We start from the raw sequence: 13,642 nt of genomic DNA, 5'->3' as shown, positions 1-13,642 counted from the left end.
CAACCTGCGGCCATGCTTGATGCCCGTATGGCTTTGCAGCCGCTTTCGTGTCAACTTAGCCCCCATCCGAAAGAATAGGTGCGGCCAAGTCCCCATGTCCATTGCACTTCTTGGCAATCCGATCGTCCAATTCTGCATCCTGGTCGTCATCGGCACATTCATCAGCCGCATCATGCTGCGCCATAAGCGCGCCGGACGCCTGATCGGGCAGATCGTGTTCTTCGTCAGCCTGACGGTGCTGCTGCTCTATCACGGCATCGTCCCCTATCAACCGAGCCCACCGGAGAACTCGGTGCCATTGCGCACCTTCACGGCCATTGCCAAGATCATCTGGTGGCTCAACGGCGCCTGGGTGCTGATCGCCTTCGTGCGGCTGTTCCTGATCTTCGAGCGCAAGCCCCGAGAGGGCCGGCTGGTGCAGGATCTGGTCGTCGGCATCATCTATCTCGGCGCCATTCTCTCCGTCGTCGGCGACGTCTTCAGCGTACCGATCGGCACGCTCATCGCGACGTCGGGCGTCTTCGCCATCATTCTCGGTCTCGCCTTGCAGAGTACGCTGAGCGACGTCTTTTCCGGCATCGCCCTCAATCTCGGGCGACCCTATTCCGTCGGCGACTGGATCGTTCTCGACAACGATGTTCAGGGTCGCGTCGTCGAAACCAACTGGCGCGCCACGCAACTGCTGAACGGCACCAACGACCTTGTCGTCATCCCGAACAGCATTCTCGCCAAGACGCGGCTGACCAACCTCTCGTCGCCCGATGAGAGCCATGGGGCCACCGTTACCGTGCGCATCCAGCCCACCACCCTGCCGCGCATCGTCGCCGATGTCATGCAAAACGTATTGATCAGTTGCAATTCGATCCAGAAGAATCCCGAGCCCAGCGTTGCCGTCAGTGCCATCGACGGACAGGCGATCGAACTGCAGTTATCGTTTCACGTTCGGGACATGTCGCTGACGATGGCCGCAAAGAACGAAATTTATGATCTCCTTTATCGCCACACCAAGGCGGCAGGCCTGAAATTCGCCGGCCCTCCCGGCACCGTCATGCTTCCGACGGAGCAGAAGGCAGAAACGTCGGGCGAGCAGCAACACGCTCCGGGAACGCCGTGGCGGCTGGTCAGCAATATCCCTCTTTTCTCGTCGCTGACCGAAGACGAGAAAGAACATCTGGCATCGCATATGCAGCGCCGAACCTATCGCAAGGATGCCGTAATCGCCGAACAGGACGTGCGCTTGCGCGCGCTGACGATCGTCCGCTCGGGCGTTGTCAGCATCACCCGACGCGAGGGACACCGGCAGATCGAACTGACCCGCCTCGCACCGGGGGATTATTTCGGTGAAAACGGCCTGCTGATGGGATCGGGCGAAGTCGGGACGGTTCGCGCCCTGACCTTCGTCGTCACCTATGAAATCGGCGAGGACTGCCTGGCGCCGCTGCTACATGACCGGCCGACGCTTGCCGAGGAGCTTGGCACCATCATGGCAAAGCGCATCGAAGCCGAACAGCATCTTTTCGCCAATGCCGACATGCTGGTCCATGGCGCTCCCGTAAGCTCGTTAAGCTCGCGCATCAAGCATCTCTTCCAGCTACAGTAGTGGAGCTGGAAAAATCCCGGAGAGCGGAAGCGGAAAGGCTCTAGGCCGCATCGGCCGCCTTCTCCGGCAGCGAAAAGGCAAAAAGATTTTGCCCGATGGCGCGGGCTGTATGGAGGTTAGATGTCATGTCCTGCGTTTCGGTCAGGAGCAGTTCGGAGGACATGACGGGAGCGCCGCAATAACCGAATATTCCATGGTCGATCTGCGTCCTCATGGCTCCGAAATAGCCGTGACGCGCATAGGTGCGCAAGTTGGCTCCTCCGACAGCGATCAGGTGGACGCGAAGGTCTGTCAATTTTTTGATCGTCGGGCTGCCGGGCAAGTCGTCATAGGCCCAGCCGTTGCTGAACACGCGGTCGATCCATCCCTTGAGAAGCCCCGGCATGGACCACCAATAGACGGGATAGACCAGCACCAGCGCATCGGCGCGATCTATTCTCGCCTGTTCGGCCAGGACATCGGCAGGCGCCGGCCTTTCCCTGAGATGCGCGGCGATATCGTCGGCGTTGAACCTCGGGTCGAAGCTTTCCGCCGCAAGATCGGCAATTTCGAACGTATCGCCTGGGCCTGCCTGCGCCACTCCTTCGGCGACTTCGGCAGCGAGGCTATGGCTGAGGGAGCCAGGATTTGGATTGGCAACGACGATGAGTGCATGCATGTGAAAAACTCCTGCTGGCAGATTGTGGGCCGGGGCCTAGTCTTATATACTTTTAGTAAGTTACTTTTGGTATATAGCGATGTCAAGCATACGGACAAGAAAGCAGGAAGCCCGCAGCCGGTTGACGCGGGAGGAGCGCTACCGGCAGCTCATCGAGGTCGCCTGGCAGATCGCGGCGGAAGAGGGAACGGAAGCCCTGACGCTCGGCCGGCTTTCGGAGCGCGCCGGCGTGACGAAGCCCGTGGTCTACGACCATTTCGTCACCCGCTCCGGCCTGCTCGCCGCACTCTATCGCGAGTTCGATATCAGGCAGACGGCGGTGATGGACGAAGCGCTTGACGCAAGCGCTCCAACGCTCGCAAGCCGGGCGGAGGTGATAGCTGCCTCCTATGTCGATTGCGTTCTGCATCAGGGCCGCGAGATACCCGGCATCATCGCCGCACTCACGGGCTCCCCCGAACTCGAAAAGATCAAGCGCGACTACGAAGCGGCCTTTCTCGAGAAGTGCCGGGTGCTGCTTGCGCCCTTTGCCGATTCCCGTTCCATTGCTTCGGCCGGCCTATGGGCGATGCTGGGTGCGGCCGAAGCCCTTTCCTACGCCGCAACGATGGGAGACATCACCCCACAACAGGCAAAGGACGAACTCTTCGAAACCATCAAGGCGATGGTCGCGAGAAACGCGTGACGACGAGCCTCGCGACGCCATTAGGTGTCAGGCCGAGCCCGGTCAGTGGGTTCTCTCAATTCGATTTCGCTGCCGGCGCCGCCTGAGCCCACCCCGCATAAAAGGCCTTGGCATCGCTCGTGAACTGCTCACGCGACGCCGGCCGGGTGTAGAACATGTGGCCGCCGCGATAGAGCTTCAGCGCCACGCGATCGGCTAAGGCGGACGGCATGTGATCAAGCACATATTTGTTGACGCCAAAGGGTATGACCAGATCGCTGTAGCCTTGCCCGATCATCAGGCGGAAGGACGGTGACAGCGCCAACAGTTCCTTGAGATCATCGGTGACACCAACGGTCAAACGCGAGCCGCCATTGTGCCTGCCCCATTTCCATTGCTTGTTTATGGAATCTGACAACAGCGTGTAGGTCATGTCGGTGTGGAAACCCAGTTCGTCGCGGGCATAGCCCGTGAAGGCGCCGCCATAGGCGCGGACGAAACCGTCGAGAACCGGATCGCCGCCATGCTCGGCTTCCGACTGCGGATAAGGGTCCGGCGCCAGGAAAGAGGCGTCATAGGCGCTCACCACATCCGGAGCGCCGCCATCGGAATACTTACGGTAGACCCGGCTGAGGAAACCCTGATTCTTGACGACGACATCCTGAGGTATGCCGGTCAGCTTCGCCACCCGCCCGTAGAAGGCCTGCCCGGCATCGCCCGACAGTTGTGGCCCGGCAAGAACAGGCAGATATTCGTTCAAAGCAAAAGCCTGGGCATCCTGCACGGCTTTCTCGCTGAAGGCATTTTGCCGTTCCAGTTCGGCTGCCGCCAGTGAAGGCAGCTGCAAGGCGGCGCCAAGCGCATCCGCGCCGCCGCCGAAGACGAACCTGCCCTCCAGCAGGGGCGACAGCATGACGATGCCGGAAATCAGGATGCCCTGATCTTCGCGCAGGCTGTTGGCGACCTTGACCGAACGAAAGCCGCCATAGCTCTCCCCGAGAATATATTTCGGCGATGCCGCTCGGCTGCTATGGGCGACATAGAGCGCGATCGCCTTGGCGAGGCTTTCGGCATCGCTGTCGACACTATAGAAATTGTTCTGGTCATCCGGCTTGGCGGTGCGGCTCCAGCCAGTGCCGATCGGATCGATCAGCACGAGATCGGTGAATTCGAGCCAGCTTTGCGGATTGTCGATCAGCTTCGCATTCGCGCCATCGCGCCCATCCGTGCCGAAATCGACGATGCGCGGACCGACGAGTCCGAGATTGAGGAAGGCCGAGGCGGCACCCGGCCCACCGTTGAACACGAAGGTCACGGGCCGGTTGGCATCGCGGTTCTTGGCGACATAGGCGGTATAGAAGATCGCTGCGCTGCGCTGACCATCCTGAGCAAAAAGATCGAGCGTCCCGGCCGTCGCCGTATAGGGGATGGTCTTGCCTTCGGCATTCAGTACATGGTCGCTCACCGCATCGGGCGGCAGGAGCGAGAGCACACCGCTTGCACCGGCTACCGGCGCAGCATGGCCTTGCTCCGGCGGCGCGGCGGATGCCGCAGCCGATATCAGCGAAAGAGCCAGCGCCAGGCCAGGAACCATCTGCCGAAAAGACATGAAATCGTATCCTCCAATGGGGTCGTCGCGTGGACGTGATTACCGGCGATACTATGTCACAGACGACAGGCGCCGAAACTCAAGAGATGTTGATCGATGACGACGGCGCTTTTGAGAGACGCGGCTCTTGAGGGCCTACGAGCCCTTTGCCAAAGTGGCCCGCGGTAAGGCGGCACAAGCAGATCAAAGAGATCGCAAGGGAAACGACGATGAAACAGGATATCGAAATCAAGACTATCGACGGCACTGCCAAGGCCGCCATCTTCCGCCCCGACAACGGCGCGTCGGCCGAGCGTGGCGTGATCCTCTACATGGACGCCATGGGACCGCGTGCGTCGCTCGACGGCATGGCGCAGCGGCTGGCCGATGCCGGCTATATCGTGCTGCTTCCCGATCTCTTCTATCGCTTCGGCGCCTATGGCCCCTTCGACGGCAACGCCTTCGGCAATCCCGCCTCCCGCGAGACGATCATGACAATGGTACGCGGCACGACGCAAGAAATGAGCAAGGCCGACAGTGCCGCCTTCCTCGATGCGCTTGCGGCAGCCGGCGCCAAGGGTGCGGCTGGCGTGGTCGGCTATTGCATGGGCGGCGGCCGCGCGCTGACCGCGGCTGCGACCTATCCCGATCGCATTGCGGCGGCGGCAAGCTTCCACGGCGGCAATCTCGCAAGCGAGGCCGAAGACAGCCCGCACCGGCTCGCCGACGCTATCAAGGCCCGCGTCTATGTCGGCGTCGCAGGCGTAGACAACAGCTTTCCGCCGGAGCAATCCGCCCGTCTTGCCGAAGCGCTCCGCACCGGCGGTGTCGATCACGCCATCGAAAACTATGTCGGCATGGCGCATGGATGGACTGTGCCGGACCACGGCGTTTATGACGCCGCAGGCGCCGAGCGGCACTGGAAGCGACTGCTGAACCTGTTCGACGAGGCCTTTGCCTAGCACCATCTCATTGCCACCCAGGACAACGGAATATCCTCTATCCGGTTCGCGATGGGTTAGAACTTGATCCGGTCGATGCTGGTCAGCGTCGTCTTCTGCGAAACGCCGGGCGCATTGACCGTGTGCCAGGCCACATATTGCTCGGCATAAAGCTCGGTGGAGGACATGCCGTCGACCGGCAGAACGATGTTCATGCCGTTCAGTGCTGCGTCCGTTGCCGTATCGAGCACCGCGCCCTCCGAGGCCGTGCCTGTTACGATGACGGTCTTGATGCCCTTGTCGGAGAGAATGTTGCGCAAGTTCGTGCCGATGAATTTGTCCGGCCCGGATTTGACGATCGGCTCGCTTGCCAAAGGCGCGAGCGCCGTTGCGATATCCTGCGGTTCGCCAACACCGGCCAGGCTGAAGACGACAAGCATCTCCTTGGCGCGCGCCTGATCGAGCAGGGTTTTGACCTTAGGCACGGAGGCCAGGCATCGCGGTTTGGTCTTCACATTGCACGGCCCCTTGGTCGGGTCCTGCGCACCATTGAAATCGAGGACCAGCAGCGCCGTCGTCTTGGGATCGACCGTGACGGTCTTCAACTCGGGCGGCGCCGGCGGCTTCACCTTGTGCCAATCGTCGACGATCGTCTGCGCTGCCGCCGGTGAAGCCAGCGCGGGGCCGAAAGCTAAGGTGAAGGCTGCAAAGCCCGCGCAGAAAGCAAAAGCCGCCTTCCGCCCCACGCCGCTTGTCTTGCTGACGAAGTTCCTCTCCTGCATCGACGTTCCCTTCGGTTGACCGTGGTGCAAGAGAGATAGGCTAGAAACCGCAAGGGGGTAACGAAACTCTTCGTGATAAGAAGCGGCCGTATGCCGAATCCTTCCATATCCCTGGTAAATCCCGCCGCCTACGTGGCCGCCTCGTCCATCGGCTCCTCGGCGCTTCCATCGCCTCGAAGCTTTCCGAGGACGGCCTGCAACGCCTGCTTCAGCCCTTCGATTTCCTGCGAACCGGCAATGTCGGACCAGCGTTGATCCACAAGACGGCCGGTTGCCGCCGCTATCGGCCGCACGCCCTTGCCGCGCTCGGTCAGGAAGACCAGCCTTGCCCGCCGGTCGCTGGGGTCCGGCCGCCGCTCGACATAACCCAAACGCTCCAGTTCCTCCACGGCCTGCGTCATCGTCTGCTTGCGGACATGGGCAAGCCGGGTGAGCTCGCTCACCTGAATTCCCTCCGGACGCATGAAGGTGAACACATTGGCATGCGGCGGGCGGATGTCGCCATAGCCGGCCTCTTCCAGCGCAGCTTCGACATCCTGTGTCCAATGTTGATGCACGAGCCGCAGAAGCAGGCCCAGGGACGAACGGGCGGGAATTGAGTTTTCCATGAATATAGACAGGCACCTGACTACTGTGATAGATAGACAGGTACCTTACCACTTCTTCTCAAGAGAGGATACCCGCATGCCTTCGCTCGATGTGCTGGACTCGACGATCTTCTACGAAGACGAGGGAACGGGAACGCCCTTCGTTTTCCTGCACGGCAATCCGACCTCATCCTATCTGTGGCGGCATATTATGCCGGCTATCGCCGCGCCTGTCCGCCGCCTCGCCCCCGATCTCATCGGCATGGGCCGGTCGGGAAAGCCCGATATCGCCTATTCGTTCGAAGATCACGCGCGCTATCTTGAGGCTTGGTTCGACGGACTTGCGCTCGATGATGTCGTGTTGATCGGTCATGACTGGGGTGGCGCCCTTGCCTTCGATTGGGCCGCGCGCCATCCGGAGCGCGTGCGCGGCATCGCTTTCATGGAAACGATCGTCAGACCGCTGACCTGGGACGACATGCCGAATGCGCGCACCCGCTACGAGGTGCTGCGCTCGCCGGGCACCGGCGAGGCGAAGGTTCTGGACGAGAATTTCTTTATCGAGCAGGCACTGAAGGCGACTGTCCTGAATGGATTGAGCGCCGAGGATCACGCCGTCTACCGCGCCCCCTATCCCACGCGCGAAAGCCGCCGACCGCTGCTCGCCTGGCCGCGTGCGATGCCGATCGAAGGCGAGCCCGCCGGTGTCGTTGCGCGCATCGAAGCCTATGACAGCTGGCTTGCCCGCAGCGAAGACATCCCGAAGCTGCTGTTGACCTTCGATGGCCCGACGGAGACGCTGCTGATAGGCCCGGCGATGACGAATTGGTGCCGCGAGAACATTGCCGGATTGGAGATCGAAAGCTGTGGGCCGGCAAGGCACATCGCACCGGAGGACCAGCCGGAAGCGATCGCAGCCGCAATTTCGGGTTGGGCCGCGCGTCACAGCCTGTCTCGCTGAAATCCGATCTTGGTGGCAGCAAGGACCGCCACCCCTGCTCGACCGCAAGCGATTAAGGACAATCCATCGTTGACAAAAGCCTCACAGGCCATAATCTGCGCCTAAGCCTTTGCGATTGCCCAATTTTCTTTTGGAGATCAGGATCATGCCGGCACATTGCATGAGACGACTGGTTCTGGCAGGCATGATTCTCGGCATATCCGCCTGTGCGGCCGCCGCCGCGCAGACGCTCGACCTCATCGCCCAAAAGGGCACGATCCGCATCGGCTATATCAGCGACGAAGAGCCCTTCTCCTTCAAGCAGAAGGATGGCAACCCGACCGGATATGCGCTCGATCTCTGCGGTAAGATCGCCGACGCTGTCGGGCGCAAGGTCACCAATCTCAAGCGCGATTATGTCGAAACCACGCTCGCCGACGGCTTCGATGCGGTGAAGAGCGGCCAGGTCGACCTTCTTTGCGGCGCACTGACCATCAATCTCGGCCGGCGCGAGAAAGTCGATTTCTCGCAGCCGATCTTCATCACCGGTGCAAGCGCCCTTTTGCGCAAGGATTCGCCGGACTATCTGAAGGCCCTTTTCCTCGATAAGCCGGTGGCACAAGTTTCCGCCAGACAGGCGTCGGCGACAAGCGCAATCGGCGTCCGTGCCGATACGACCACGGATGCGACATTGCGGGACGCACTCGGTCCCGACGTGCCGAAGACACGGATCGCGGCCTTCGCGACGCATCAGGATGGCCTGGTTGCGCTCGAAGATCACAAGATCGACGCCTATTTTGCCGACCGCGCGCTGCTTTTCGACCTCGCATCGCATGCCCACAAGCCGTCCACGCTTGTCATTGGCAACCGCCTCTTCACGCATGAGCCCTACGGAATCGCGCTCCGGCAGGACGATTCCGCATTTCGCCTGCTCGTCGATCAGACATTGACCGAGACCTACCAATCGGATGATTTCGCCAAATTGCTGACCGGTTACTTCGGCGAGGAAGGCCCGATCTTGCGCCGCGAGATCATGATGCAATCGATCCCGCAATAGCGCGCGCACATTCCCGGAAAGCAAAGACATCGCCTTTGCGACATGGCGGCTTTCGATCAGCAGCACGAACTTCAACTCTTTGTCGATGGGAAAGGCCTTGCGGTCGTCGTGCAAGCATCTTGAATATGTCGTAGACAGGCTCTGGTCGCCGCCGCACACATCATAAAATCCGCCACCAGTATCAATCAGGGTCGCACCAAATGGCAGTATTTCCTCAAAAGGCGAAGGTCGTCATCATCGGGCTCGGCGGTATCGTCGGCGCATCGATCGCTCATCATCTGATCGAGCGCGGCTGGGACGATATTGTCGGTATCGACAAATCCGGCATCCCCACGGATATCGGCTCGACTGCCCACGCATCCGACTTCTGCTACACGACCAGCCATGACTTCCTCTCCTGCTGGACGACCCTCTACTCCATCGATTTCTACGAGAAGCTCGGCCACTACGCTCGCGTCGGCGGCCTGGAAGTCGCCCGCGTCGGCGATGATGATCGCATGGCGGAAATCAAGCGCAAGGTCACCTCGGGCAAGGCCTTCGGCACACGCGTCAGCCTGATCGAACCCGCCGAGATCAAGGAAAAATTCCCGCTGATCGAGGAAAGCATGGTGCAGGGCGGCATGTGGGACCCGGATGCCGGCCTCGTCATCCCCCGCTCGCAGACCGTTGCCGGCAAGCTGATCGATCAGGGCGAAAAGAGCGGCAAGCTGCAATCCTTCGCCAACACGCCGGCCCAGTCGCTGATCGTTAAGGATGGCCGCATCACCGGCGTCGTCACCCATCGCGGCACGATCGAAGCCGAATACGTGATCGTCTGCGCCGGCCTCTGGGGCCGGCTGATTGCAGAAATGGTCGGCGAAGACCTGCCGGTCATGCCGGTCGACCATCCGCTGACCTTCTTCGGTCCCTATAATGAATTCGCCAATACCGGCAAGGAAATCGGCTTTCCGCTGATGCGCGACCAGGGCAACTCCGCCTACATGCGCGACACCGGCGACCCGAAGACGGCTGAAGGTGGCCAGATCGAATGGGGTTATTACGAAGAGAAGAACCCGCGCCTCTGCCATCCCCGCGATCTCCTCGAGAAGCACGAGGCCCGCCTGTCGCCTTCACAGCGTGATCTCGACATGGAGCAGATCCTCGAGCCGCTCGAACGCGCCATGGAACTGACGCCGATCCTCGGCGAACTCGGCTACAATGAAGGCCACTCCTTCAACGGCCTGCTGCAGGTCACGACCGACGGCGGCCCTTCCGTCGGCGAAAGCCAGAAGGTCCGCGGCCTCTGGTATTGCGTCGCCATCTGGGTGAAGGACGGTCCCGGCTTCGGCAAGCTCGTCGCCGACTGGATGACCGACGGCCGCACGCCGATCGACCACAACAGGATCGATTATTCCCGCTTCTACCCGCATATGCTGGAAGAGAAGTTCATCGAAGGCCGCTGCACCGAGGCGGCCCAAAAGATCTACAATCCCGCCGTCCACCCGCGCGAACCCTATGCCACCGGCCGCAACATCCGCCGCTCGCCCTTCTATGAGCGTGAAAAGGAACTTGGCGGCTACTTCATGGAGCTTGGCGGCTGGGAGCGCGCGCATGGCTACGCCGCCAACGAGCACCTGCTCGAGAAATACGGCGATCGCATTCCCGTACGCGCAAACGAATGGGACAACCGCCATTTCTGGCGCGTTTCCAACGCCGAGCATCTGGCACTCAGCGAGGATTGCGGCATCATCAACCTCTCGCATTTCGCCATGTACGACATCGAAGGCCCTGACCATGTCGAGCTGCTGGAATGGCTTTGCGCCGCCAAGATCGGTGGCGATGCCAATATCGGCAAGGGCATTTACACCCACTTCCTCGATGACGAAGGCATGGTGCGCGCCGACTTCACCGTCATCCGCATGGCCGATCGCTGCCGCCTCATCGACGGCGCCGATGCCGGTCCGCGCGACTTCCACTACATGCGCCGCGTTGCCGAGGACAAGGGTTTCGACGTTACCATTACCGACGTCACCGAACGCTACGTCACGATCGGCATCTGGGGACCGAATGCCCGCACCAACCTGCAGAAGGTGGTCGAGGCCCCGGAAAATCTCACGCAGGAAAACTTCCCCTTCGCCGCGATCAAGCAGATCCGCATCGCCGGCAAGAACGTCACCGCATTCCGCATCTCCTATGTCGGCGAGCAGGGCTGGGAACTGCATATGGCTTATGGCGATGCTCTCGCCGTCTGGGATGCGCTGCGTTCGACAGGCGCCATCGCGGTCGGCGTCGAGACCTATGCCAACAGCCGTCGCATGGAAAAGAGCCTCCGCCTGCAGAATGCCGATCTGCTGACGGAATACAATCTGCTCGAAGCCGATCTCGCCCGCCCGAAGGTCAAGGACGCCGATTTCCGCGGCAAGGCCAAGCATATGGAATATCGCGCCCGCGAGCACCAACCGGCTATGCTTTGCACCCTCGTCGTGACCAACAATATCGACGCGAACGGCGTCGCCCGCTACCCCGTCGGCATCCTCCCGGTCATGGACCCGGAAACCGGCGAGACCCTCGTCGACGAACTCGGCCGCCGCTCCTTCACCACCTCGATCGCCTATGGCCCGACCATCGGCAAGAACATCGCACTCGCCTACCTCCCCTGGTCCCATGCCCAGGAAGGCCGCAAGCTGAAGGTGGAATATTTTGGTGAGACCTATCCTGTGGAAGTGGCCGGCGTAGGCTACAAGCCGCTTTACGATGCGGAGAATTTGAAGCCGAGAAGCTGATCTCTCGGTGATATGAAACCAACGTCAAAAACTGCCCGTTCGGTTCAAGACGGGCAGTTTACTTTGTAAATGGCAGCAATCATCATCCAGAGCGGCAAAATACTGTCGCACGGGTGGCCATGCATGCCCTCAAAGATTGCGGTTTCCGCTCGAATTCAAACGGGGCCAATGACCTACGGTCATAGCGCGCAGCAGCCACTCTATCGGTCCATAGTTGAAACGTCGAAGCCACCATCGGCTCAAGAGAAGCTGGACACCAAAGAGAATGACCGCCACGGCCAGGGTTGTAGCGAGAGAGAGCCTGTCTATCAGACCAAAACCATAGCCATAAAATATCAGCGCGCAGACAACGGATTGCATGAGATAGTTCGACAGCGCCATGCGCCCGGCACTTGCCAGATAATCGCGCCAACCGCTCGCCCGCCCGGAATCCAATGCCATCAACATCGCGGCAATGATGGCCATTGTCAGGAACGGTGATGTGAGGACCGAAAGCGCCAGGCCGGCCGTTTCCAGCGACGTTCCCGGGGCAAACTGCGTTGCGCAGGCATAGGCGATGCCGCCGGGCAGCCCGACCGCCAATCCCAAGCGGATCGAACGACCGAGATATGGCTGATAGAAGTCGCGATTTTGCAGCAGCCTCCGCTGTCCAAAAACGAAGCCGATAAGGAACATGGCCAAAGCGCAGGGAGCTTGAAGCAACAACAGCATCGGCAGGAACGAGACCAAATCCTGCCTGTGTTGCCCCATGATGGCGATAGGCGTCCCGCGATAGGCGGCGATCGCCATCTGCGCATGGTCGATCATCGGAGCGCCGGCGGCCCCATCCGGAGCGTTCCATTGAAGAAGCGCCAGTATCAGCCACAGCACTGCGGTTGCGACGATAAGCACAGCTGAGAGACCAATCTTGATTCCGGTGCGCAAGTCCCTCAACGCCAGAAGCAGCAGCCCGAGAACGGCATAGGTGGTCAATATGTCGCCGTGAAACAGAACGAGCGCATGAATTGCGCCGATCAGGAACAATCCCGCCTGCCGGCGCAGCATGCGTGGCAGAAAGGCGGCATCCGCCCTTTGCGCCGACTGCATCTGAAGCGTGACGCTATAGCCAAACAGAAAAGAAAAGAGCAGGTAGAATTTCAGCTCGAAGACAGCCGAAACCAGAAATGCCAGACCGGCGTCGAGCAACGACCACCCAACCGCCGTCTGAAGATCGGTGCCGTAGTAGACCGAAGAGAAGGCGAGAATATTGACCTGCAGTATCCCGAACAGGGCGAATCCCCGCAGCGCATCGATATTGGTAATGCGATCACGGTCACGCATCCGGTTTCTCTCCAGCAATGCACAGAATATTGCGGATGATGATCTGCAGCGAACCACGTTCCGCTGCAGGATTGAAGCTGTCGTCGATCGCGGCGCGGCTAAAGATTCCGTCAATCACGATCATCAGAAACCTGACGGCATGCTCAAGCGGGACGACAGGGCTGATTTGGCCGTGCTCGGCCGCCCCGCTTAGAAGCGCGGTCAGCCCGCCCGCGAGCAGCCTGTCGGCGGCGGCATCAAGCGCGCCGACATCCTCGTCTCTCGTCGCTTCGGCGGCGATCTCCAGTATCAGCCGCCTCTCCTTCACATCCGCCGCCAGATGCAGAATAATATCGAGGAAATCCAGAAGCGCCGCCGAAAGATCGCTCCGCCGCAGCAGTTGCTGGATATAAGCCTCCGTCTGGCGGGTCTGCCCGTGCACAACAGCGAGAATGATCGCCTTCTTGCTCGGAAAATAGTGAAACAGTTTGCCGGAGCTGACACCAGCCTCACTGCAGATGGCCTCGGTACTGGTTCCGTGAAACCCGCTCCGGACAAAGCAAATCTTGGCGGCGTCAAGAATGGCCTCCAATTGCAGGGTGAGCTATCATCGCGATCGAGGATGAAGTTTTCGCGCGGGCGATCAGGCTGTATTTATGGGAGGTAGACTTGGTTGCGGGGGCAGGATTTGAACCTGCGGCCTTCAGGTTATGAGCCTGACGAGCTACCGGGCTGCTCCACCCCGCGTCACCAGCGCAAACCGC

12 protein-coding genes and 1 tRNA gene are annotated in these 13,642 nt (G+C 60.6%); 6 read left to right on the top strand and 7 right to left on the bottom strand.

Going from position 1 to position 13,642, the window contains the following annotated elements; translation table 11 throughout:
- Window positions 1-94 precede the first annotated feature (94 nt).
- The gene (locus tag BJ928_RS10265) at window positions 95-1,600 is read left to right on the top strand and encodes a mechanosensitive ion channel family protein (protein WP_047628854.1); all 1,506 of its coding nucleotides are present in this window, start codon (window positions 95-97) and stop codon (window positions 1,598-1,600) included.
- Between the two features lie 40 nt (window positions 1,601-1,640).
- On the opposite strand, the gene BJ928_RS10260 is transcribed toward BJ928_RS10265, so the two are convergent.
- A complete protein-coding gene (locus BJ928_RS10260) occupies window positions 1,641-2,258 on the bottom strand; it encodes an NAD(P)H-dependent oxidoreductase (protein WP_047628853.1) in 618 nt (205 codons plus the stop codon).
- Between the two features lie 79 nt (window positions 2,259-2,337).
- Between BJ928_RS10260 and BJ928_RS10255 the strand changes: the two genes are divergently transcribed.
- Entirely contained in the window at window positions 2,338-2,943 is a 606-nt protein-coding gene (locus BJ928_RS10255; protein ID WP_047628852.1) for a TetR/AcrR family transcriptional regulator, read from the top strand.
- A gap of 55 nt (window positions 2,944-2,998) precedes the next feature.
- On the opposite strand, the gene BJ928_RS10250 is transcribed toward BJ928_RS10255, so the two are convergent.
- Window positions 2,999-4,531 (bottom strand): carboxypeptidase, encoded by a 1,533-nt coding sequence (locus BJ928_RS10250; RefSeq protein ID WP_047628851.1) that lies wholly within the window; start codon window positions 4,529-4,531, stop codon window positions 2,999-3,001.
- Window positions 4,532-4,740: 209 nt separating this feature from the next.
- Between BJ928_RS10250 and BJ928_RS10245 the strand changes: the two genes are divergently transcribed.
- On the top strand, window positions 4,741-5,472 hold the full coding sequence (locus tag BJ928_RS10245) for a dienelactone hydrolase family protein (protein WP_047628850.1): 732 nt from the start codon (window positions 4,741-4,743) through the stop codon (window positions 5,470-5,472).
- A 56-nt stretch (window positions 5,473-5,528) separates the two neighbouring features.
- Here BJ928_RS10245 and BJ928_RS10240 read toward each other — a convergent pair whose 3' ends face one another.
- The gene (locus BJ928_RS10240) at window positions 5,529-6,233 is read right to left on the bottom strand and encodes an isochorismatase family protein (protein ID WP_047628849.1); all 705 of its coding nucleotides are present in this window, start codon (window positions 6,231-6,233) and stop codon (window positions 5,529-5,531) included.
- A 128-nt stretch (window positions 6,234-6,361) separates the two neighbouring features.
- Window positions 6,362-6,841, bottom strand: coding sequence for a MarR family transcriptional regulator (locus BJ928_RS10235; protein ID WP_052227501.1), 480 nt, complete (start codon window positions 6,839-6,841; stop codon window positions 6,362-6,364).
- Here BJ928_RS10235 and BJ928_RS10230 point away from each other — a divergent pair.
- The 3 genes from BJ928_RS10230 (at window position 6,840) to BJ928_RS10220 (ending at window position 11,579) form a co-directional block, all read left to right on the top strand.
- Window positions 6,840-7,781 (top strand): haloalkane dehalogenase, encoded by a 942-nt coding sequence (locus BJ928_RS10230; protein WP_281024125.1) that lies wholly within the window; start codon window positions 6,840-6,842, stop codon window positions 7,779-7,781. The genes BJ928_RS10235 and BJ928_RS10230 overlap by 2 nt on opposite strands.
- A gap of 145 nt (window positions 7,782-7,926) precedes the next feature.
- A complete protein-coding gene (locus BJ928_RS10225) occupies window positions 7,927-8,817 on the top strand; it encodes an amino acid ABC transporter substrate-binding protein (protein WP_047628847.1) in 891 nt (296 codons plus the stop codon).
- A gap of 200 nt (window positions 8,818-9,017) precedes the next feature.
- A complete protein-coding gene (locus BJ928_RS10220; protein WP_047628846.1) occupies window positions 9,018-11,579 on the top strand; it encodes an FAD-dependent oxidoreductase in 2,562 nt (853 codons plus the stop codon).
- Window positions 11,580-11,708: 129 nt separating this feature from the next.
- Here BJ928_RS10220 and BJ928_RS10215 read toward each other — a convergent pair whose 3' ends face one another.
- The 3 genes from BJ928_RS10215 to BJ928_RS10205 form a co-directional block, all read right to left on the bottom strand.
- Window positions 11,709-12,899: a DUF418 domain-containing protein gene (locus BJ928_RS10215; RefSeq protein ID WP_047628845.1), complete on the bottom strand. Its 1,191-nt coding sequence runs from the start codon at window positions 12,897-12,899 to the stop codon at window positions 11,709-11,711.
- Window positions 12,892-13,470, bottom strand: coding sequence for a TetR/AcrR family transcriptional regulator (locus BJ928_RS39325; protein ID WP_052227500.1), 579 nt, complete (start codon window positions 13,468-13,470; stop codon window positions 12,892-12,894). Before BJ928_RS39325 ends, BJ928_RS10215 begins: the two co-directional genes overlap by 8 nt.
- Before the next feature lie 78 nt (window positions 13,471-13,548).
- Window positions 13,549-13,625 (bottom strand) — tRNA-Met (locus BJ928_RS10205).
- Window positions 13,626-13,642: the final 17 nt, after the last annotated feature.

The sequence above is a fragment of the Rhizobium sp. WW_1 genome, assembly GCF_003610155.1.
GTDB classification, from domain to species: domain Bacteria; phylum Pseudomonadota; class Alphaproteobacteria; order Rhizobiales; family Rhizobiaceae; genus Rhizobium; species Rhizobium tropici_A.
This window is presented reverse-complemented; position numbering and strand designations above follow the sequence as displayed.